21 protein-coding genes are annotated in these 21,716 nt (G+C 52.9%); 14 read left to right on the forward strand and 7 right to left on the reverse strand.

The annotated features are described in order from the left end of the window. Nucleotides 1–78 precede the first annotated feature (78 nt). The 9 genes from MKX42_RS06410 (at nucleotide 79) to MKX42_RS06450 (ending at nucleotide 6,629) form a co-directional block, all read left to right on the forward strand. The gene (locus tag MKX42_RS06410; RefSeq protein WP_340751770.1) at nucleotides 79–738 is read left to right on the forward strand and encodes a response regulator transcription factor; all 660 of its coding nucleotides are present in this window, start codon (nucleotides 79–81) and stop codon (nucleotides 736–738) included. 80 nt (nucleotides 739–818) lie between these two features. Further along, on the forward strand, nucleotides 819–2,093 hold the full coding sequence (locus MKX42_RS06415; protein WP_340751771.1) for a HAMP domain-containing sensor histidine kinase: 1,275 nt from the start codon (nucleotides 819–821) through the stop codon (nucleotides 2,091–2,093). Nucleotides 2,094–2,196: 103 nt separating this feature from the next. Continuing rightward, nucleotides 2,197–3,288, forward strand: coding sequence for a hypothetical protein (locus MKX42_RS06420; protein ID WP_340751772.1), 1,092 nt, complete (start codon nucleotides 2,197–2,199; stop codon nucleotides 3,286–3,288). Between the two features lie 126 nt (nucleotides 3,289–3,414). Then, nucleotides 3,415–4,125, forward strand: coding sequence for a type 1 glutamine amidotransferase (locus MKX42_RS06425; protein WP_340751773.1), 711 nt, complete (start codon nucleotides 3,415–3,417; stop codon nucleotides 4,123–4,125). Between the two features lie 29 nt (nucleotides 4,126–4,154). Further along, complete coding sequence (locus MKX42_RS06430; RefSeq protein ID WP_340751774.1) at nucleotides 4,155–4,952, forward strand: dihydrodipicolinate synthase family protein; 798 nt, start codon at nucleotides 4,155–4,157, stop codon at nucleotides 4,950–4,952. 72 nt (nucleotides 4,953–5,024) lie between these two features. Further along, nucleotides 5,025–5,609, forward strand: a complete 585-nt coding sequence (locus MKX42_RS06435; protein WP_340751775.1) for a DUF421 domain-containing protein — start codon at nucleotides 5,025–5,027, stop codon at nucleotides 5,607–5,609. A 33-nt stretch (nucleotides 5,610–5,642) separates the two neighbouring features. Beyond that, nucleotides 5,643–5,801 (forward strand): metallophosphoesterase, encoded by a 159-nt coding sequence (locus MKX42_RS06440; protein WP_340751776.1) that lies wholly within the window; start codon nucleotides 5,643–5,645, stop codon nucleotides 5,799–5,801. 81 nt (nucleotides 5,802–5,882) lie between these two features. Next, nucleotides 5,883–6,092 (forward strand): hypothetical protein, encoded by a 210-nt coding sequence (locus MKX42_RS06445; RefSeq protein ID WP_340751777.1) that lies wholly within the window; start codon nucleotides 5,883–5,885, stop codon nucleotides 6,090–6,092. Nucleotides 6,093–6,155: 63 nt separating this feature from the next. Then, nucleotides 6,156–6,629: an OsmC family protein gene (locus MKX42_RS06450; protein WP_340751778.1), complete on the forward strand. Its 474-nt coding sequence runs from the start codon at nucleotides 6,156–6,158 to the stop codon at nucleotides 6,627–6,629. Nucleotides 6,630–6,655: 26 nt separating this feature from the next. Here MKX42_RS06450 and MKX42_RS06455 read toward each other — a convergent pair whose 3' ends face one another. From MKX42_RS06455 to MKX42_RS06470, 4 genes are all read right to left on the reverse strand, one after another. Further along, a complete protein-coding gene (locus MKX42_RS06455; protein WP_340751779.1) occupies nucleotides 6,656–8,074 on the reverse strand; it encodes a sensor histidine kinase in 1,419 nt (472 codons plus the stop codon). 2 nt (nucleotides 8,075–8,076) lie between these two features. Beyond that, complete coding sequence (locus MKX42_RS06460) at nucleotides 8,077–8,763, reverse strand: response regulator transcription factor (protein ID WP_340751780.1); 687 nt, start codon at nucleotides 8,761–8,763, stop codon at nucleotides 8,077–8,079. A gap of 15 nt (nucleotides 8,764–8,778) precedes the next feature. Beyond that, entirely contained in the window at nucleotides 8,779–10,251 is a 1,473-nt protein-coding gene (locus MKX42_RS06465; protein WP_340751781.1) for a hypothetical protein, read from the reverse strand. A 541-nt stretch (nucleotides 10,252–10,792) separates the two neighbouring features. Further along, entirely contained in the window at nucleotides 10,793–12,214 is a 1,422-nt protein-coding gene (locus MKX42_RS06470) for a glycoside hydrolase family 1 protein (protein WP_340751782.1), read from the reverse strand. A 139-nt stretch (nucleotides 12,215–12,353) separates the two neighbouring features. Here MKX42_RS06470 and MKX42_RS06475 point away from each other — a divergent pair, with 139 nt between their 5' ends. Then, nucleotides 12,354–13,325: a LacI family DNA-binding transcriptional regulator gene (locus MKX42_RS06475; RefSeq protein ID WP_340751783.1), complete on the forward strand. Its 972-nt coding sequence runs from the start codon at nucleotides 12,354–12,356 to the stop codon at nucleotides 13,323–13,325. Nucleotides 13,326–13,399: 74 nt separating this feature from the next. On the opposite strand, the gene MKX42_RS06480 is transcribed toward MKX42_RS06475, so the two are convergent. The 3 genes from MKX42_RS06480 to MKX42_RS06490 form a co-directional block, all read right to left on the reverse strand. Further along, nucleotides 13,400–14,098 (reverse strand): DUF6710 family protein, encoded by a 699-nt coding sequence (locus MKX42_RS06480; protein ID WP_340751784.1) that lies wholly within the window; start codon nucleotides 14,096–14,098, stop codon nucleotides 13,400–13,402. Between the two features lie 113 nt (nucleotides 14,099–14,211). Continuing rightward, nucleotides 14,212–15,180, reverse strand: coding sequence for a carbohydrate kinase family protein (locus MKX42_RS06485; protein WP_340751785.1), 969 nt, complete (start codon nucleotides 15,178–15,180; stop codon nucleotides 14,212–14,214). Between the two features lie 33 nt (nucleotides 15,181–15,213). Then, nucleotides 15,214–16,254, reverse strand: a complete 1,041-nt coding sequence (locus tag MKX42_RS06490; RefSeq protein WP_340751786.1) for a LacI family DNA-binding transcriptional regulator — start codon at nucleotides 16,252–16,254, stop codon at nucleotides 15,214–15,216. Nucleotides 16,255–16,707: 453 nt separating this feature from the next. Here MKX42_RS06490 and MKX42_RS06495 point away from each other — a divergent pair, with 453 nt between their 5' ends. The 4 genes from MKX42_RS06495 to MKX42_RS06510 all read left to right on the forward strand — a co-directional run bounded on the left by MKX42_RS06495 (nucleotide 16,708) and on the right by MKX42_RS06510 (nucleotide 21,690). Further along, the gene (locus MKX42_RS06495; protein WP_076085341.1) at nucleotides 16,708–17,646 is read left to right on the forward strand and encodes an ABC transporter permease; all 939 of its coding nucleotides are present in this window, start codon (nucleotides 16,708–16,710) and stop codon (nucleotides 17,644–17,646) included. A gap of 12 nt (nucleotides 17,647–17,658) precedes the next feature. Next, complete coding sequence (locus tag MKX42_RS06500; RefSeq protein ID WP_036732509.1) at nucleotides 17,659–18,540, forward strand: carbohydrate ABC transporter permease; 882 nt, start codon at nucleotides 17,659–17,661, stop codon at nucleotides 18,538–18,540. A gap of 18 nt (nucleotides 18,541–18,558) precedes the next feature. After that, a complete protein-coding gene (locus MKX42_RS06505; protein ID WP_340751787.1) occupies nucleotides 18,559–20,178 on the forward strand; it encodes an extracellular solute-binding protein in 1,620 nt (539 codons plus the stop codon). Between the two features lie 66 nt (nucleotides 20,179–20,244). Continuing rightward, nucleotides 20,245–21,690 (forward strand): glycoside hydrolase family 32 protein, encoded by a 1,446-nt coding sequence (locus MKX42_RS06510; protein WP_340751788.1) that lies wholly within the window; start codon nucleotides 20,245–20,247, stop codon nucleotides 21,688–21,690. The last annotated feature ends 26 nt before the right edge of the window (nucleotides 21,691–21,716 follow it).

The raw sequence follows: 21,716 nt of genomic DNA on the forward strand, positions 1-21,716 counted from the left end.
TGGAATCTGGTATGATTAAGATTAGGTTACCTATGAAAGGGTATTCTGTGGCTACAGAGTTAGGAGGATATTCGACAGATGGCTCATATACTTGTTGTTGAGGATGAACAGGCGATTAATGATTTAATAACGATGAACCTTAAGCTGGTAGGACACACGTATTCCAAAGCCTATAGCGGCTCGGAGGTAGCGGACATGCTGGAGAAGGAACGTGCGGATCTGCTCTTGCTGGATGTCATGCTTCCCGGTCTGGACGGGTTCGGGGTGATGGAGCAGATTGCACCACTGCGGATTCCGGTGATTCTGATTACGGCCCGGGGTGCACTCTCTGACCGGATCAGGGGTTTCGAGCTGGGTGCAGATGATTATATTATTAAGCCTTTTGAGATTCTGGAGCTGCTGGCCCGGATTAATGTCGTGCTGCGGAGGAATGAACAGGCTGCCTCTGCTTATGTATGCGATGGGGTTGAAGTCCGGTTCACGGAGCGTCAGGTGTGGGTGGATCAGCTGCTGGTGGATCTGACGGCCAGAGAATTCGAGCTGCTTGAAGTGCTGATCCGTAACCGGAATATTGCTCTTTCCAGAGAGAAGCTGCTGGAGTTGGCATGGGGTTATGATTATGCGGGTGATACCCGTACTGTGGATGTACATATCCGGCAGCTGCGCAAAAAGCTGGGCTGGGAAGAACGGATCAAAACCGTGTTCAAGCTGGGCTACCGGCTGGAAGTTCAGGTCTAGCGATGCGGTTCTGGCATAAGATACTCCTTGCTGTCCTGGTGCTTTTTATAGCGGCACTTGATGTAAGTGTCGTAATGGTGATGAAAAAAAGCTGGCAGCTGAACATGGCCAGTGAGAGCAAACGCGCGGCCAGTGAACAACTGCTAATTACGAATAATATCTATGAGAATCTGGATTCCATTCGGGCAAGAGGCGTCTCTCTTACCCCGGCACTACTGCTTAGTGTGGCCAAGTCCTATGGAGAGCATTACCGCAAGCAGGGCATCCGTCTGGAGCTGCGGGAGGATGAAAAGCTTCTCTACCCCGGTGAGGGTGGAGATAGTCCTGCAAGGGAAGAGCATGTTATGACCTTAGCGATGCCGCTGCCAGCTCCATACCAGCATCTGGAGCTGGTGTACAAGCGCGATATTAGTGGGCTGTATGCCCAGAAGCAGGAGCTGAACCGTTTTTTCGTGATGATTAACTGGATTGTCGGCCCGCTCCTGGTGGTGCTGCTCTATCTGCTGATCCGGCACCTGACTAAGCCGCTCAAGCTGTTGTCGGAGACAACGAAGACGATTGCCGAAGGTGACTATTCCAATCGTGTGGAGCTGAACAGCAGGGATGAATTTGGGGAACTGGCCGTAAACTTCAACCGGATGGCTTCAGTGATCGAGCAACGGATCACCGATCTCGCAGGCATGGCTGAGGATAAGCAGCGGATGGTCGATAATCTGGCTCATGAGCTGCGGACACCGCTGACCAGTATGCAAGGATTCGCGGAGCTGCTGACCATGGCTAACATAGATCAGGAGGATCAGGTCAAGGCGGGCCGATATATTCTCAGTGAGACGGTGAGGCTGAAGAATCTGGCTTTTAAACTACTGGATCTGTCCGTTCTGCGGCATCAGCCGCTGGTGTTGGCAAAGGTAGACGTAGTTTCGCTATTCGACACTGTGGCCCAGACCGAGCAGCAGAGGGTGACAGATAACGGATTACTGCTGGAGATGAATAGCTCGATTCCTTCCGTATGGGGAGATGCTGATCTTCTGGCAGCTTTACTGGTGAATCTGATCGAGAATGCGATTCCGGTGTCCCCGCCAGGGCAGACGATCCGTATGCTGGCCTATCAGCAGGACGGAGAAGGGGTTCTTGAAGTACAGGACAGCGGGAGTGGAATGACAGAAGAGCAGAGCAGGCGGGCATTTGAGCCGTTCTACCGTGCAGATCCGGCGCGATCGCGGGCCTATGGCCATGCAGGTCTGGGTCTGTCTCTATGCCGCCAGATTGCTGAAGCGCATCAGGCCAGAATTGAGCTGCTATCTGCTCCTGGGGAGGGAACGCGCATCCGCCTTTTTTTAAGCTCCACTCTGTGAAGCTATTTTACAATTCCATAACAACTGCCTCTCTACTCTATAATATCCCGGGATTAAGCTATGGAAAGAGTTCATATTCTGAATCCCGATGGAGGTAATACAATTGAACAAGAAAAAGTGGTCTGTTACTATGGCTGTTGTCCTATGCTCAGGCGGTATGTTTGCATTCAGCGGACTCCTTGTCCCCAGTCTGGCGAACTCAGCAGTCATTGCGAAGTACAGTACGGCAACTGAAGTCAATGCTAAGGCAAGTCCGGCAGAAAGCGCTGTTCCGGTACTAAAGGTAGAGGCACCCGTGCCGGTATCTACCGTGAATGATGATCTGCTGCTGAAGCAGATGACAGAGGAGCAGATCCAGCAAATCTACGAATATATGGAGCTACCGGGCGATCCGAACACTTCAGGCCGGGAAATGACCGATGCGGAAATCAACCGTCGCCTGGTACTGGAAGATCAGTATGTCTATGATGGTGTGCGACCACAGAAGCCATTGCCGCTACAGGCGGGGCAGGGAGAAGTGTATTTCGATATAAAGACCAATACGTATGTTCAACCGGAGCGCACCTGGACAGATGAAGAGCTGTTGCAAATGATTGACTGGTACTACCGGCTTAATCTTGTGGCATCCAAACGTAATATCACTGCTCCGGCCGTTGCCGTACCGGAGAAATTCAGCAAGGATGAAGTACTGGCACGGGCGGCTGAAAGTGTAGGTAAGCTGTTCGATGCCGATGTCTCCAAGCTGAAAACAAATGTTATGCTGCATGAACCGGGCTATGGCATACCATCATTTTGGTCGGTTCACTCTGAACCATATAAGTCGCTTACTCTGCGTGGACAAGGTCAGGAATACTGGCAATATAGTGTGCAGATCGATCCGGACACTGGAGTGGTAATAGATACGACAGCCATTAACTCTGTGATTAAAAGAACCCCTATCGATGCAGCGGCAGCGGCTGCCATGAAGAAGGATGACAGCTGGATAAAGGAAGCTACCCGGATTGTAAAGGACAAGCAGGGAGAGAAGAGAAAGATTGTGAAGGCGTATTTGACGGGCACAGAGGTAAACAATAAACGCGGGATGGTGGCCGTGGATGTATTACTGGAAGACGGCAGCAAATATAATGCTGAATTACGCTATCCGGGTAAGCAGCTGCGTTGTCTGATCTATGTGCCTGCCGGCAAGGCGAAATAAGCGGGAAGCTGAGTGGTTATAGAAGTGAAATTGTCCTGATGATCAAGTATTTCTTGATTCATCAGGATTTTTTGTTACATTGGAGATAGAAGATGAACGTAAAAAAATGTAAAGCGGGTGGAGTGCATGAGAATTCATTGCTTGCAGCATGTTCCGTTTGAAGAGGCAGAGGAAATTGCAGGTTGGGCAGAGGTCAAGGGGCATGAGCTAACAACAACACGGCTGTATGAGAATCAGGCTCTGCCTGCCATAAGGGATTTCGATATGCTCGTGGTGATGGGCGGCCCCATGGGCGTGTATGATGAAGCACTATACTCTTGGATGACGGCAGAGAAATCCTTCATTAAAGACGCGATCCACTCGCACAAGCTGACGCTGGGTATCTGTCTGGGGGCCCAGCTTATTGCTGAACAAATCGGCGGTGAGGTCTACCCTAACAAGTGGAAGGAGATCGGCTGGTTCCCTGTCAGGTTGACGGGAGATGCGCAGACCTCGGCTTTTTTCAAAGGATTCCCGGAGCAATGGGTGCCGTTTCACTGGCATGGAGATACCTTCAGCCTGCCTGCCGGAGCGAGGAGGCTTGCTTCCAGCCTGGGCTGTGCCCATCAGTGTTTTGAATATGAGGATTATGTAGTCGGCCTGCAGTTCCATCTGGAGGTCAATGAATCCAGCATCCGCAAAATCATTACCAATTGTGCCGGAGAGCTGGAGCCTGGTGAGTATATTCAAGCACCGTCCGAAATGACAGATCAGGCGGAGCGAATTACAGCGGCGGGTACCCTGCTATTCATGCTGCTGGATGCGATGGAAGAGAAGCATTTGTCCAGAACTTCTTAAGTACGGCTACTAACAGTAAGGGGTGTAATATGAAAAGATTAAGTGTAGCGATCCCTACGCCTTTTCACAGAGATGAAGGTCTGAATGTAGAAGGATTCGAAGCCATTGTCGCCTACCAGAAGCAGAACGGCATCGAATCGCTGCTTATCTCAGGAAGCACGGGTGAGCAGCATTCGATGAGTATCGGAGAGAGACTGGAGATCATTGAGTACTTCAATCAGCAGCACTTCCAAGGGATAGAGCTGGTCTTCGGGGCTTCTGCGATTAGAACCCGTGACGCGGTAACGCTGGTTCAGGCGCTGGAGACATCGGTGATGGATGCCATTATGATTGGCTTCCCGCCATACATCCGGCCTACGCAGCAGCAGGCAATCGCTTATGTGGAGGAGCTGCTTAATCATACTTCTAAGCCTGTTGCCCTCTATAATAATCCGGGAAGAACCGGATTCGATCTGACCCCGGAGTCGCTGTACACGTTAATCCGCCGTTATCCGAACATTGTAGGGTATAAGGAAACAGGCGATTTGCAGCGGCATGTGGGGGTGGAGTACCCGGAGGAATTCATTCTTTTTGCCGCGGGGGATATGAAGCTTGTGGAGAATTTCGCCTCAGGCCCTTGCAAGGGTCTCTCCAGTGTGGCTGGAAATATATACCCCCGGGAGATCAAGGCCGCGGTAGAGCGGCTGCTGCGGCAGGAACAGGTGGAGGTTGGTCCCATCGAAGGGATGGTCTCCCGGGTGTTCAACGGTCAGGCCCTAATTAACATCAAACAGCATTACAACAGCTTAGGTATTCATGCGGGGATCTGCCGGTCGCCCCTTCTCTAATCCTACAATGAATATTAATCTTCTAAATGACAAAAAATAGCTGGAATCAACCCTATCAAAGGAGACCTGGCTATGCATGAAATTTGGAGTGAAGTATGGAAGGCGTTGGTCCTGATTGTAGTTGGAATGCTGGTGCTTCGGCTTGCCGGACGCAAATCTATCTCGCAAATGACCATTCCGACGACGATCGCGATGATCTCGATAGGAACCATTATTGTGCAGCCGATAGCGGATCACAGTATCTTGATCACGATGGTGGCAGCAGCAGTCTTCATTGCTGTATTAATCGTGGTGGAATGGCTGCAGGTACGGTGGAATGCTTTGGAGCGGCTGATTAAGGGGCCTGCGGTTATTGTTATTGCGGAGGGACAGCTTCAGCCTAAGAATCTGAGAAAGCTCAGATTAACTGTCGATGAGCTGGAAATGAGCCTGCGGGGACAGGGCATCTCCAGGCTCAGCGATGTCAAAACGGCGACGATTGAGCCTAACGGCCAGCTGGGCTATGAATTGCAGGATTCCGCAAAGCCGGTCACTATGGCCCAGGTAGAGGCGCTCCTTGCTAAATACCTGGGTGGAAGCGGTCCGGCGGGTGAGACTGCATACCTGGATCAGCCTGATCGGCAGACGGGGCTTTTTGAGGAGATTAAGTTGCAGTAGAGGTAGAATGGATGCTGAAGGAGGAGGGAGTTCATGCGCAAATTCTTCATAACGGACATCCATGGGGATCTAAAAGGGCTGGAGCTTCTGCTCCGGCATTCTGGATTGGACTGGGAACAGGACCAGCTGGTCATCGGTGGAGATATGATCAACCGGGGGAAGGACTCGGCTGGAGTTGCTTGGTTACCTTAAGCAGCTTACAGAGCGGCATCCGGGCCAGGTTCATGCACTGATTGGCAATCATGAAAATGATGGGGGATTATATAATCAGCGGTGATAAGCGGCAGGCCGGTGATTCACGGGCTTACGCCGGTTGAACGGATCTATGGTGACGGCGCCAGGATGAACTGCGATCTGGGATCTAATACCTACCCGATACTTGAAGAAAGGTCGCTTGGGCTGGTGAATCTGACGGAGATGACTTGCCATGTGTGTAGACAGGCAGACCAGCGGCTGGAGACCAGACGGATCGGGTGTATCTAGCCTCAGGAGTGATACAAGACAATAGCACTTATTTGATATGGAGAAAAGAAAGGACGGAATGAGATGAAGCATCCTTTTCACCTGAAGGCGGTATGGAATGGAGGGCGGAACAGCGAAGGGCATATTGATGCAGGCGGACTGCGGACGGTCATATCGATTCCGCAGGAGATGGGCGGGCCGGGAACCGGCACGAACCCGGACGAGATGCTGCTGGGCGCAGCAGCGACCTGTTACCTGATTACCCTGGCCGCGATGCTGGAGCGTTCGGAGATTGTTCCAGAGGGGCTGACCCTGGCGTCTGAGGCGACAGTAGATGTCACGAATAATGTGTTTACGTACGAGCGGATCGTGCATAAGCCTAGCATTGTGCTTCAGGCTGAGGCGACACCGGCGCAGCTCAAGATGGCAGAGCGGCTGGCACATAAGGCTGAAGCCTCCTGCATGATCTCCAGAGCTGTGGCCGGGAACGTCTCTATTGAGACTCAGCCAGTAGTAGAAATCGCGCGCGGGAATGGACAAGCCCGGGTAGAGTCATAGAAGCACAGCGGGATACTGAGCTAGAGCTACACTGGTGAGGCAAAATGCTGCTCCACCTCGTAGCGCGGCAGCTCTACAATTACCGTGGTTCCCTTGGTGAATTCACTCTTGATCCGCAGCTGCCCGTCATGCAGCTCGATAATTTCTTTGCAGATGGCGAGGCCCAGGCCGCTGCCGGATTGACGGGAGCGGCCTTTGAAGAATTTGGTGCCAAGCTGTGCCAGATCCGCAGCCTCGATGCCTTCGCCGTTGTCAGCAACGGTGACGGTTATCCGCTCACCTTCCAGCACTGCGGTAAGACGGATCTCACCCCCCGCAGGGGTGAACTTGAACGCATTATCCAGCAAATTGACAAACACCTGCTTCAACCGGTTAAAATCACCGTCCACCGGCAGCGGCTGATCGGGAAGGTCGGCATAGAGGTGAATCTGCTTCGTCTGCCCCCGGTATCTGAACTGCAGCAGCAGATCCTCCAGCAGGCCTCTGAGATCATATGGCTGGCGTATAATGCGTATCTCTCCGGCCTGGAACTTGGAGAAGTCGAGCAGATCCTCCACCAGGCCGATCAGCCGGTCTGTCTCCCCGGTCATGACTTCAAGACCCTGGAGCATCTCCTGCCTGTCCGACAAATCACCGACCAGCAGCGTCTCCCCCCAGCCTTTGATAGAGGTAAGCGGGGTCCGCAGCTCATGGGTGACGGAGGATATGAAATCATATTTGAGCTTCTCGCTCTTGAGAATTTCCTCCGACATATAATTCAGCGATACCGCGAGGGTGCCCACTTCATCGTCATAGCGCTTCTCTGCCCGGACGTCAAAATTACCGGTGGCCATTTCCTTGGCGACCCGGGTCAGTTGCTGGATCGGCCCTACGATCCGTTTGGCGATAATCAGGCTGAGCATGAAGCCGAATCCAATGACGAGCAGCCCGATGATGGCTGCATTGAGCGCGATCCGTATAATTACATGATAAAAAGGCTCTGCCGAGACCGAGTAACGCAGCAAGCCGATCGTGCTCCCCGACTCCTTCAGCGCAATAGAAACTGCCATAATTCGTTCCCCGTTCACCGGCTTGATGCTCTGAAAACTTCCTTTGCCGCTGGTCAGAGCAGCTCTGACATCAGGGGTATTCACCTGCTCTGTACTGGAGAAGCCGAAGGAATTAATGACCACCTGCCCGGCCGGACTCAGCACTTCCACCTTACTGCTCTCCTCAGAGGAAAGATTCTCCAGAATATAACGCGCCCGCTCATTCAAGCTATAACTCTCCAGATACTTATTGAAAAAGGTCGCTGAAGTCGTGGCCCTTGTATTCAATGTCTCCATCGCACTGCCCAGATAATAATAGTGGACAGCGGCAATGAACACCCCCTCCAGCAGCAGTACGATCAGGAGCAGCATAAGGGTAATATAGACGATAAGTCTGGACCTGATTCCCTTCAGCACGATTAGCCCCTCCAAATATATCCGAATCCCCACACCGTCTCAAGGAACTGCGGTCCGGAGGACTCCTGTCCGATCTTCTGGCGGATTCGGCTGATATTCACATCAACAATTTTAAGATCACCCATGAAGTACTGCCCCCATACGGCTGTTAGAATATCGTCCCGGTTCATGGCCTTATTCGGCTGCTCCATCAGCAGCTTCACGATCATAAACTCGGTTGGGGTCAGTGGGATATCCTGCCCGTTCTTCAATAATTTCCGTTCATCCAGCATTAGAGAAAAAGGCGGAAGCTCGATGAGATTCTCCTGCGGCAGCGCTTCTCCCGGATACAGCCGGCGGTAGAGCGAGCGCACCCGGGCGACCAGCTCCACCGGACTAAAGGGTTTGACCACGTAATCGTCTGCGCCGGATTCCAGGCCCATGACCTTGTCGATTTCCTGGCTTTTGGCGGTGAGCATAATAATTCCCAGCCGGGGGAACTGTGTCCGCAGAAGGGTACACACCTCGAACCCGCTGAGTCCGGGCAGCACCAGGTCAAGAATCGCGATGTCGAAATCCCTCTGCTCCCGGGCAATGCTCAGCGCCTCTTCACCGGTAGAAGCCTCCGCGATCTCGAAGCCTGCCCGCTTAAGGTTGATGCACAGCAGATCACGGATAGGCTTCTCATCTTCCAGTATCAGCACTTTCATGAACAGCTCTCCTTCTTATTGCCGGGGCATCTGGGGTGTGCCGGCCAGCTGAACGACTTCATCCAATGTCAGCTTCAGCTGATTATAATTCTGCAGATCGGCCCCCTGCAGCTTGCCGGCGGCATCCGGTGCGGGCATTACGGCAACGAACAGGGTAGGCTCTGTGTCATTGTTAGAGTTCCCTTGCTCATACAGCAGCTTATACTCTCTATTCTCAGCCTTCAGCTGGACCTCTGCGGCAGCCCAGGCCTTCTTCGTCAGCAGGCGAAGCTCCAGCAGCGGAGCCTTCACAGCAGCCCCGGCATTCTTGTAGCTGAATTGGAGCTTCTCCCAGGGCTGGGGGGATTCTCCCGGAACCTCCAGCAGGGTCTGGCCCGCCCAAGACTTAGGAATACGGAAGTTAAAGCCCCAGCGGTCGAACTGCTCCTGCACGAACGTCAGGCCGGACTGTCCGTCCCACTGATAATACTTGGTAATGAACGGGGTCGCCAAGGGAGCCATGCTCTCCGTACCGGCAGGCGGCACCAGGAAGCTGAATTCCATGATCCCGTCATTGTTCACATCCAGGCTGGCCTGGGGGTAATCCTTAATTGCAATACTGCTGCTGCCCAGCAGGTCGGGAGAGACGGCCGGCGGAGTAAGCACCAGATCCTTGCTTGCAGCAAGTGCGGTACGCTGATAATCATCTGTTGCCAGTATATCAGTAAACCTGTCATTTTCCCAAGTCAGCAGTGAAGTATAGGAAGCGTGTGCGCCGATGGCAGCGTCGATGACGATTGCATTCCGGGTAGGGGATGCCTTGCCGAACTGGGCTTCGAGCACATTACCATCCAGCTTCTGGTCGGATAACGTCTGAAGCACACCGTCCTTGAGCCGGAGCAACAGGAGATGGGTCTCCCGGATGTTATCTGTTGTGTACGTACCCTGAAGCAAGGCAATGTCGGTATGCCCGCCCCCGGTCAGGTCGCCAAGGACCAGCTGGTCGTAAGGCTGCTTGAGCAGCTCTGTCAGCTTGCCGCCGCTTAGGCTGTAGACCGCCAGCTCCTTGCTTAATCCCTCCCCGCCGCCGTATCCGAGCAGTAGCTCCTCCGCTCCGTCACCCGTAACATCAGTGAAGGATACTTGATTCAATTCGCTGCCCACTCCGGTAAGGTTAGCCAGCTTGGTCCACTTGCCGTCCTGCTGCGAGAGGAGGAGGGTGTTGATCTCGTAATCGGTTTTGTCTGTCTTGTAGAAGGCCAGGAGTTCCTCCTGCCCGTCCTTGTCCAGATCCTGTAATTGAATCGCACTGCCGGATTCCGAGTGGATGGGTACCGTTAAATGCGCGTTGGCCGGTAGAAAGGATTTGACGATTCCGGTAAGATTGCCGTCGCTATTCCCCTGGGACGGGGCTTGAAGAAGATCGCTCGGCGTCTTCATGGTGCCACAGCCGGACGCTATCAGGCTTAAGAATAAGAGGCTGCTGAGGCCGAAGGTATATTTGTTCATTGCAGGTACGCTCCTTAAGATTCATCTGTGGCTAGTATATCCCAACCTTTCGGGCAATTAGTTTCAAAATGGTAAAGGAGGATAACTGAAAGATATTCATATGAGGTGGGATATGAGATGAAAAAGGCGGTAACACAAAGCATTAACGTCGTCGCTGCGGTGAACATTTGGACTTCCGGCCGCTGTTGTATACAGATTTCCTGATTCAAGCCGCTGTTCGCGGTTGAAATCCGTATACAAAGGCGGACGCTATCGCTCCTACAGTTCCAAATTTCCCCTCCGCTCCTTCCTGCTTTTTGTTGTTAAGTACATTCAACTGAAATTGATATCTTCAGTTACGGGGGAGGGCAGGCAAAGACCGGCGGAATGGGCCGCTGTCGCTACCCTTCCTACAGTCTAATCCAGGCTGGGCGGAATGGGTCTTGCAGCCTGTATCTGAAGACATGAAGAACGTCAGAAGCTTATCTTTCCATATGTAAAAAAAGCTGTCCCAATCAGCCTTTTTAAGGCTTTTCGGGACAACCTGTATTGTCTGGTTATTCTATTGGCCTGAGCGCCGCAGGCTTTGTCCATTGGTAGCAATAACATCCTTATACCAGTGGAAGGATTTCTTGCGGTAGCGCTCCAGTGTTCCTGTATTGTCGTCGTGGCGGTCTACATAGATGAAGCCGTAGCGTTTACTTAGTTCAGCGGTTGACGCACTGACCAGGTCAATACAGCCCCAAGAGGTGTAGCCCATGACTTCAACGCCGTCCTCGATAGCTTCGCCCACCTGCACCAGATGGTCGTTCAGGTACTCAATCCGGTAGTCGTCATTAACGGTCGGCACGCCGTCTTCACCGGTGATCAGCTCATCCTTGGCCCCGAGTCCGTTCTCTACAATGAACAACGGCTTCTGGTAACGGTCATAGAACATATTCAGCACATAACGCAGGCCCTGCGGGTCAATCTGCCAGCCCCATTCGGAAGCCTTCAGGTATGGATTCGGCGCGCCGCCGATCAGGTTGCCTTCCTGGGTGCGTTTGCTGCGGTCTCCCGTCTCACAGATGCTCACATAGTAGCTGAACGAGATAAAGTCAACGGTATGCTTGAGAATGTCTGCATCTCCAGGCTCCATGTGAATCTCAATGCCGTTCTCTCTGAAGTAACGTTTCATATAGCCAGGGTACACGCCTCTCGCATGCACATCTCCGAAGAAGTAATTCATATGCTCCGACTTCATCGCCGCAATCACATCGTCCGGGTTAGGTGTCAGCGGGTAGGTTGGCATGCTTAGGATCATACAGCCGATCTGGGCCTGCGGATTGATCTCATGTCCGATTTTGACCGCTGTAGCACTTGCGACCAGCTCATGATGAATCGCCTGATACAGATCCTGCTTGCTCAGCTTGTCCTTCGGTGTATAGATCCCGCCGCTCATGAACGGCTCGTGCAGGATGGAGTTGATCTCGTTGAAGGTCAGCCAATACTTCACTTTATCCTTGTAGCGGGTGAATACCGTTCTGGCATACCGTTCATAGAAGCCGACTAATTGCCGGTTCACCCAGCCGTCATACTGCTTGGATAAGTGCAGCGGAGTTTCGTAGTGGGAGAGGGTCACGAGCGGCTCAATGCCGTATTTGTGACATTCATCGAACAGGTCGTCGTAGAATTGCAGACCTTGCTCATTAGGCTCCAGCTCGTCGCCGTTCGGGAAGATCCGGGACCAGGCGATCGAAGTGCGGAAGACCTTGAAGCCCATTTCGGCAAAAAGCTTGATATCTTCCTTGTACCGGTGGTAAAAGTCGATGCCGACCAGCTTCATATTATCCTCTGTAGGCACCTCGGTGATGGGGCCCTTGATTCCTTGCGGAGCTACGTCCTGGGTGGACAGGCCTTTGCCGTCTTCGTTATATGCGCCCTCCAATTGGTTCGCAGCGACTGCGCCGCCCCACAGGAAGCCTTCAGGAAATGGTGTATTCATCGATAATCCCGCCTTTTATTAGTTATGGATTCAAATATGGTAAGCTGTTCATAGGTCCTATAATTCAATGCTAAATGTTGTAACGCGTTACATGTCAAGTATTATTATAAAGATGAAAATTTATGTAAGGAGAGCCATCATGTCGAATCTGGATCAAATCGCCAAACTGTCGGGATTCTCCAAAGCTACGGTATCGAGAGTGCTGAATCGTTCTCCCCATGTGAGCCAGGCAACGCGGGAGATCATCCTGAAGATCATGGAAGAGCTGGACTATGTGCCGAACGGCAATGCCATCTCCTTGTCCAGAGGGGAGACAATGCAGATCGGGATGGTGACGGAGGGGATCAACGAGGTGATGCTGCCCTTCCTGAACAGCTTCGTGGAGACTGCGAGCCGGCACGGATATCAGACGATCATCTATACCTCCGGGGGCGATCCGGCCAAAGAGCTGCAAGCCTTCGAGGATATGCGGCGCAAAAGAGTCGATGCGCTGGTCATCAGCACCTGCGTCAACGATCAGGCGCTCCTTGGCTCCTATTGCAAATACGGGCCGATTGTGTCCTGGCAGCGGATGGAGCTTCCGGAGATTCAGAGTGTCGCCATGAATCAATATGACGGATATATGCTGGGGCTTGAGCATGTGATCGGACAGGGTTATACGCGGATTGCCAATGCCTGGGGCAGGCCGGCCAGTATGAATACCTCCGGGCGGATACAGGCGTATCAGGATGCAGTGCGCACACACGCTCTGACGGTTAACCCGGACTGGTCACAGACAGGCATCCACTCCATCCGCCAGGGCGAAGGGCTGATCCGGGAGCTGCTGCTGAGGTCCGGAGAGCGTCCGAATGTCATCCTCTGCGCGAATGATATGGTAGCGGCAGGGATACTGAGCGAGGCCCGCAGGCTTAAAGTGAAGGTGCCGGAGGAGCTGGCGATTGTCGGCTTCGACAATACGGAGCTGGCCCATACGCTGGGAATCACCTCGATAGATAATCCGATTGCCGCGCAGGCGCAGAATGCGCTCTATCTGATTCTCGGCAAGCTGAAGGGAACAGAAGCCGGGCAGCAGCGGCTTGAATTCCAGCTCGTACAGAGAGCTACTACTTGAATAAGCCGTGAACCGTCCGATTTGGGCGGGTTCGCGGCTTTTGTGCTGTTTAGGAAATTATGGTTTGTCGTCCCTCAGAAAATAATCTTCTGCGCCGCCATGATCCGGCCGATCTCAAAGATGGCGGCGCATTCCACGAAATGAACCTCGGAGATAATTGAATGGTCATGCGTTCTGTAGTAATACCTGCCGTCGGTATACACGTGATCATAGATGGGACTGATGTCATACACCGAGGTGGGGTAGAGCTCTCCTTCACCCTTGGCGATTCCCGCTGTTATGGAATGATGCCCTGAGCCTTCCACGAAGGAGATGCCGAGGGGAAGCCAGAGGGTAACCAGATGATCCTTATCCTGCCTCCAGCTTCCGTTCAGAGTACCTTCACCGATGCGGATCAGACTGTCGCGCAGCTTGCGGGGAATCCAGGGGGAGGGGAAGACGAGGTCACGTGCGAGGTTGATGATCCTGCTGCTGTTGTCGATCTGCCTCATCAGGAAGTGGAAGCTCCGTCCATCCAGCGTAACCTCGGCCCATTCATCAAAGAACAGATTGTCCGAGAACATCCGCTCCATCTGGTCGACCTCCCCGTAGAGTGCGGGGGTCAGCATGAGCTGGCTCTGAATACGTCTGCCGATCAGCCGGATGAAGTCCACAATCGGATGGGTCTCGGGCTGGAAATAACCATAATTGATATCATAATAAAAGCCGAGATTCTCATTGATTAAATCCTTGGCAAACGCCATGAGATTATCGAATTCTTGTTTCATCGTCATGCAAAAGCTGCTCCTTCAACCATATGATAATGTGCTTATCATATTACGTGCCATGCTCCCCTGTCTGTGATGAAAACAGCAGGTAAAGATTGGTTCAGCAGCAGCTCCGCAGCTTACCCGGCAAACTCCTGGACCTCGTCCAGTGTCGGCAGCGCGGCAATCGCTCCGACCTTAGTGCAGACGATGGCGCCCACCCGGTTGGCGAAGGTGACGAATTCTTGCTGCAGCTCCGCGCTGCGGGTGAAGTCTGCCGGATGGGCCAGTTGGCTGATCCGGCAGAGCAGCGCTCCGATGAAGGCATCGCCGGCACCGGTGGAATCGATGGACTTCACGGTGATGCTCGGAATCAGCAGCCGGGAGTCCGGGGAGGAGATGAGGGTACCGTCTTTGCCCAGAGTAACGGCTACTGCTCCGGCTCCCCACTCATGCAGCATATCAAGGGCGGCATCACGGTCCGCTTCGCTTGTAATCAGCTGCAGCTCCTCGTCGCTGACCTTTACCAGATCGGCCTTGGAGATACCGGCTCTGGACAGCGCGATGAATTCCTCCTGACGCCCGGTCCACAGGTCGCCCCGGTAGTTGGGATCGAAGGAGACGAACTGTCCGTTCGTCTTCGCTTCATCCATGAGCGTCATATAGACCTCGCGGAAGGGATCAGCCAGCAGAGCTGTCGCCGAGCCGAAATGAAGCATGGCTGCCTCACGGACGGCTGCCCGGTCAAGCTCTTCCAGCCTGAGCAGCCGGTCTGCCCCGCGGTGGAACACGAAATCGCGTTCCCCGTTCGCTGAGCGCGAGACGAAAGCCAGTGTGGTCGGGCTTGCGGGATCAAGCAGCAGCATCGAGGTATCCACGTTCTGTTCTTCCAGCGTCTGCTTCAGGAAGAAGCCGAAGGGATCGGCTCCGACTTTGCCGAGGAAGGCGGAATGGCCGCCGAGCCGGGCAATGGCTGCACTTACGTTCGCCGGCGCTCCGCCGGCCTGCTTGGAGAAATGCCGCCCTGCGGTCAGGCTGACGTCAACATCGGTGCAAAAGAAATCAATGAGCAGCTCGCCCGCACAAAGGACTGAACCATGTAGTTTCATTGTGAAATAACCTCCAGGCAGAATGGGTTGGTATTAGCTAAGAGCGGGGGTAGAGTCTCTGAATACAACGTCTGTAGCGACATGCGTCACCTGATAAGGCTTGGCAGGGTCCTTGATCCTGGAGAGCAGCATTTCGGCAGAGACAATCCCCATATGACCGCTGTAAATATGTACCGTTGTCAGATGGGGTTCGATGATCCGGGATTCCGAGGCATCGTCGAAGCCGCAGACCGCAACCTGCTCCGGCACCTTGATTCCTCTGTTCTTAAGTGACTTCATGACACGGATTGCGATGAAGTCATTGGCGCAGATGAAGGCTGAGGGCCATTCGCCAAGAGCATCCAGCTGCTGATCCATCCAGTCCGCTTCCAGCAGGTAGTCCCGGTCCTGACCGACAATGCAGGATTCGGGATTCAGCGGGATACCGGCTGCGGAGAGTGCCCGATTGAAGCCGATCCAGCGCTCATTGAAGCTGCGGCAGTGGTTGTAATCGCCTACAAAACCGAAGCTCTGCAAGCCCTGATTGATCAGGTTACGGGTCATGGAGCACACGCTGTACTCATTCTCCATGAGCAGCAGGTCGGCCTTCAGCTCGGGATAGATAATATCGGACGCGCAGTCGATGAAGATCGTTGAAATGCCGAGGCCGGTAATCAGCCTGCTGTATTCTTTGCTGAACATTTCAATACAGATGATGCCGTCCACGTTCGCAGGTTCGAAATTGCCGGGCAGAGTCATGCCGTTAATATCGTTCTCGCGGACAAAATAAATGGACAAGGTATAGCCTTCGGTACTGATACGCTTCTCCAGTCCGCTGAGCAGCTGGGAACCGAAGTGGGAGCTGTTGGGGAGATTGCTGGTCAAAAGGGCGATATTGCCCTGATTCTCGGAGGCGCTGCCTGCTGCTTCCAGATAGGAGAATTGTTTATATTTGAGCTCGACGGCCTTGTTGATTACCTTCTCCCGGGTCTCGGGAGGAATGCTCTCTGCACCGTTCAGGGCTTTGGAGGCCGTATTTCTGGAGATGCCTAGCGCATCTGCAATATCTTGAATGGTGACCTTTGCTTTCTTCATCACTGTGTTCCACCTTTGTTTCCCCGTATTAGTAACCTCTGCTACCTAATATATAGCATTTACTCAAAATTGACAACGTAATTTTACAAATGCACAAATTAATTTTACAATTCAAAAATTAAAGACACCGGTAAGTGCTTATATCTATGTTAATGTTACATTTGCACTGTATAATGCACGGTTTTAAATATTTTTTGTGCAAAATGTATTGACTTATAATCGCAATCTCTGATAAATTGTAAAGGCAAAACATGTTCAAATGTAAATTTGAAAACCTATTCATTTTGTTAAATGTAAATTAATAGTTAGACCGGAGGTGGGTAACCTAACCGTCAGGAGGATAGACAGATCCGGGCGGACCTATGCCATGTGAATGGCAAGCTAGCAGCGGCCCTGTTGCACAGCAGCATGAGCACAGCCGCACTGTAAGGAGGGGGAAAATTGGCAAATCCGATGGTTCAACAAAGGGGTACTGAACTCAAATCACGCAAATCAATTCTAAGTTATCTGCGCCGGAATTATATCCTGTATTTATTCTTGGCTCCGGCCGTAATTCTTACCGTTATATTCAAATACGTTCCAATGTACGGCGCTATTATTGCCTTCAAGGATTTCAGCCCGCGCAGAGGCATCCTGGGCAGCGCATGGGTGGGCTTCGAGCATTTCGAGCGGTTCCTCTCCTCGCCGAATTTCTACGATATTCTAATGAATACGCTTAAATTAAGCGCCTACGGGCTGATTCTGGGTTTTCCGGTGCCGATTGTGCTGGCGCTTATGCTGAATCTGATCCGCAGCGCGAAGCTGAAGAAGAACATCCAGCTGATTGTGTATGCACCTAACTTTATCTCGGTTGTGGTTGTCGCAGGGATGCTGTTTGTCTTTCTGTCGCCGACAGGAGTGGTGAACGCGCTCATCACTACTTTTACAGGTAAGCCGGTGTCCTTCATGAGTGATCCCGCTTACTTCCGTACCGTATATATTCTGTCAGGCATCTGGCAGACGGCAGGCTGGTCCTCGATTATCTATGTAGCCACGCTGGCCGGTGTAGATCCGCAGCTTCATGATGCGGCGACGATTGACGGTGCCTCCCTGCTGAAGCGCATCCGCCATATCGATCTGCCCGCGCTGAGGCCGGTGATGGCCGTGCTGTTCATCCTTGCCGCAGGCGGCATCATGTCCATCGGCTATGAGAAGGCCTTCCTGATGCAGACGGCGCTCAATACCCCGACCTCGGAGATCATTGCGACCTATGTCTACAAGGTGGGTCTGCAGGCCGGCGATTATGCCTATTCCACCGCAATCGGATTATTCAATTCCGTCATTAACGTAATCCTGCTGGTCTTCGTCAATACGGTCGTCAAGCGGCTGAACGAAGGGGAAGGGCTGTATTAAAAGGAGGTAAGTATGGATATTCAATATTCCGGGAAGGACCGGATTCTGGTTGTTATCACGTATATATTGCTTGGTTTGTTCATCCTGGTCATTCTATTTCCGCTGGTGTATGTCGTGCTGGCCTCCTTCTTAACACCGAATGTGCTCATTACCAAGGGGCTGGCCATTGCGCCGTCGGACTGGACCATCACAGGCTACGTCAAAATTCTCAGCAACGACGCGATGATCCGCGGCTTCTTCAACGCTTTGTTCTACTCTGCCGCCTTCGCGCTGGCTACGGTATTCTTCTCCGTCTTCGCGGCGTATCCGTTGTCCATTGAGGGGCTGGCCGGGAAGCGGCCGGTCATGATCTTCTTCCTGATTACGATGTTCTTCGGCGGCGGCCTGATTCCGACCTATCTGGTCGTGAAGGATCTGGGGATGCTGAATACGGTGTGGGCGGTGATCCTGCCGGGGGCGATCAGCGTGTTCAATATTATTCTGGCGAAGACCTATTTCCAGGGCCTGCCCAAGGAGCTGTTTCAGGCGGCGAGTATCGACGGGGCGTCTGATCTGGGCATTTTCTTCCGGATCGTATTGCCGCTGTCCAAACCGATTATCTTCGTGCTGGCTTTGTATGCCTTCGTGGGGCAGTGGAACTCTTATTTCGATGCCATGATTTATCTGGACGATTCGCGTCTGTTCCCATTGCAGTTGGTGCTGCGTTCAATTCTGATTCAGAATCAGGTGCAGCCCGGCATGATTGCGGATGCACTGGCCCAGGCGGAGCTTAAGAAATTGTCCGAAATGATCAAATATTCTGCCATTGTTATCTCCAGTCTGCCGCTTATCGTGATGTATCCGTTCTTCCAGAAATACTTCGAGAAGGGCGCCATGGTAGGCTCCATTAAATAATATTAGGGGGAATCTCATATGAAAAAAACATTGCAAACCTTGTCTGTGCTGGCACTTTCGGCTTCCGTGCTTGCCGGCTGCGGCGGAGGAAACAGCAAATCTTCGGCCTCCGAGGATTACAAGCTGGAGAATGTGACACTGCCGCTTAAAGAGAAGGTATCGCTGCACTTCATGTCCCAGAGTTCAGCGCTGGCGCCTGCCGATCCGAACGAGAAGCTGATCTACAAGCGGCTGGAAGAGAAGTCCGGTGTGCACATTAATTTCACCAACTATACGAATGACTCTTTTGTCGAGAAAAGAAATCTGGCGGTAGCCAGCGGAGACCTGCCGGATGCGATCATTGATGCCGCCTACTCGGACTACGATCTGCTGACCCTGGGCAAAGATGGGACGATCGTTCCGCTTGAGGAGCTGATTGAGAAGTACATGCCGAATCTGCAAAAGGTGCTTGCAGCCGCGCCGGAGTACAAATCAATGATGACGGCGCAGGACGGCCATATCTACGCTTTTCCATGGATAGAGGAGCTGGGCTCCGGCAAGGAGAGCATTCATTCGGTCAACGGGATGCCTTGGATCAATATGGAGTGGCTGAAAAAGCTGGGACTGGCGATGCCAACCACGACGGAGGAGCTGAAGAAGGTGCTGGTCGCCTTCAAGAATGATGACCCGAACGGGAACGGCCAGAAGGATGAGATTCCGCTGTCTTTTGTGCTGAATAACGGCAATGAGGATATGAACTTCTTGTTCGGTTCGTTCGGTCTCGGGGATAACGGCGATCACACGGTGGTTACCAATGACGGTAAAGTGCTCTTCACCGCAGGCCAGGACGGATATAAAGAGGGCATTAAGTATCTGAACGAGCTGTACCAGCTGGATCTGATCGACGAAGAGGCTTTCGAACAGGACTACAATACGTATCTGGCCAAAGGGCAGAGCGGGCGATACGGTCTCTATTTCCAGTGGGATAAAGCCAATATTACCGGGTTCAACGATAAATATGATCTGATGCAGCCGCTTGCCGGGCCGGACGGAGAGGTCAATGTAGTCCGTACGAACAACTTCGGTTTTGACCGTGGACGGATGGTTATTACCGGTTCAAACAAGAATCTGGAGCTTACTGCCAAGTGGATTGACCAGCTCTATGAGCCGCAGCAGTCGGTTGAGGACAACTGGGGAACGTACGGGGATGAGACGCAGCAGAATATTTTTGAATACGATGAATCGGCCAAAATGCTGAAGCATCTGCCGCTGGAAGGCGCGGCTCCGGTTGAATTGCGCCAGAAAACCAGCATCGGCGGTCCGCTGGCGATCCTCGATGAATACTACGGTAAGGTGACTACGAAGCCGGATGATGCCGCTTGGCGGCTGGACCTCATGAAGGAGAAGCTGGTGCCTTATATGAAGGCCGATAACAACTTCCCGCGTGTCTTCTACTCCCTGGAGGATCAGAAGGAATTGACCGCCATTGAGACGGACTTGTTCGCTTATGTGAACCGCAAGCGCGCGGAATGGACCAAGACCGGTAAAGTGGAAGAGGAATGGAAGGATTATCAGGCAGAGCTGTCCAGACTCGGGCTGGACAAATGGCTGGAGATCAAGCAAAGAGGATATGACAGCTATCTCAAGAACAAAGGCTGAGCCAGCAATAGCTGGGGCATAGGATAAACATATAAATAGATAAAGGTGGTAATTGGAGTGGAAATTATGGGGAGAACCAAACACAGGCCGGCGCTGCATTTTACGCCGGCGCAGCATTGGCTGAATGATCCGAATGGACTGGTTTATTACGAAGGAGAATATCATTTGTTCTATCAGTATCATCCGCATTCCTCCATCTGGGGGCCGATGCACTGGGGTCATGCGGTCAGTAAAGATCTGATTAACTGGGAGGAGCTGGACATTGCGCTGTACCCGGATGATTACGGCTATGCGTTCTCCGGCAGCGCAGTCGTTGACTGGAATAATACCAGCGGATTGTTCCCGGAGAAGCCGGGTATCGTTGCGATCTACACCAGCCATCTGGAGCCGACGGAGATGTCGCCTTCTGTGCAGAGACAAAGCCTGGCCTACAGCCATGACAATGGCCGGACCTGGAGCAAGTATGCAGGTAACCCGGTCCTGACCCATCCTTCCAAGGCGGATTTCCGTGATCCGAAGGTGTTCTGGTCCGAAGCTCACGGGAAATGGATCATGGTACTGGCAACCGATCAGACAATCACCTTCTACTCCTCCCCGAATCTGCGGGAGTGGAGCCTGGAGAGTGAATTCGGCAACGGCGCAGGCTCTCATGATGCGGTATGGGAATGCCCGGACCTGTTCCAGCTACCGGTGGAAGGGACAGGAGACAGCAAGTGGGTGCTGCTGGTCAGCATCGGTGATAACAGCGGGGCGAGATACGGCTCGCGGACGCAATATTTCGTGGGTGAGTTCGACGGCTCCGTCTTCACACCCGAGCACAGCGACATCCGCTGGCTGGATTATGGCAAGGACAATTACGCAGGGGTCAGCTTCTCCGACATTCCGGCTGCGGACGGGCGGCGGATCTTCATCGGCTGGATGAGCAACTGGCGGTATGCCAATCAGGTTCCAAGCGATGGCTGGCGCGGAGCGATGACGATTCCGCGGGTACTGACGCTGCGTGATGCGGCAGACGGCCGGATGTTGATCCGCCAGCAGCCGGTAGCAGAGCTGGATCGTTACTTCGCGGCAGAGTCTGCGGCATTGCCGGAGATGCTGCTGCTCCCGGGGGAGCGCCAGGAGATCAAGTGCAAGGATTCTGCCCTGGAGCTGCGGCTTGCGCTTGCGGACAATGAAGCGGAAGAATTCGGTCTTATTATTCATCATACAGCTACTGAGTATACTGAACTCATCTACTCTGCTGCTGAAGACACTCTAACCCTGCACAGAGATCAGTCCGGCGAGACCGGCTTCTCGGACATATTTCCCGATCTCCAGAGTGCAGGGGGAATCGGCAGCCTGAAGAGCCTGCGTATCCTGCTGGATGCCTGTTCAGTAGAGGTCTTCGCCAATGATGGCCTCACCGCCATCACCAGCCTGGTCTTCCCTGGAGGTATCTGCTCGGGCCTAAGCTTCTATGCTAAGGGCGGCAGTGTACGGCTGCGGGATGGACGATTATCTTTCATGGAATAAATAATCAATAGGATGAATCGCAAAGA

Source organism: Paenibacillus sp. FSL R7-0204, from assembly GCF_038002225.1.
Taxonomy (GTDB): domain Bacteria; phylum Bacillota; class Bacilli; order Paenibacillales; family Paenibacillaceae; genus Paenibacillus_AQ.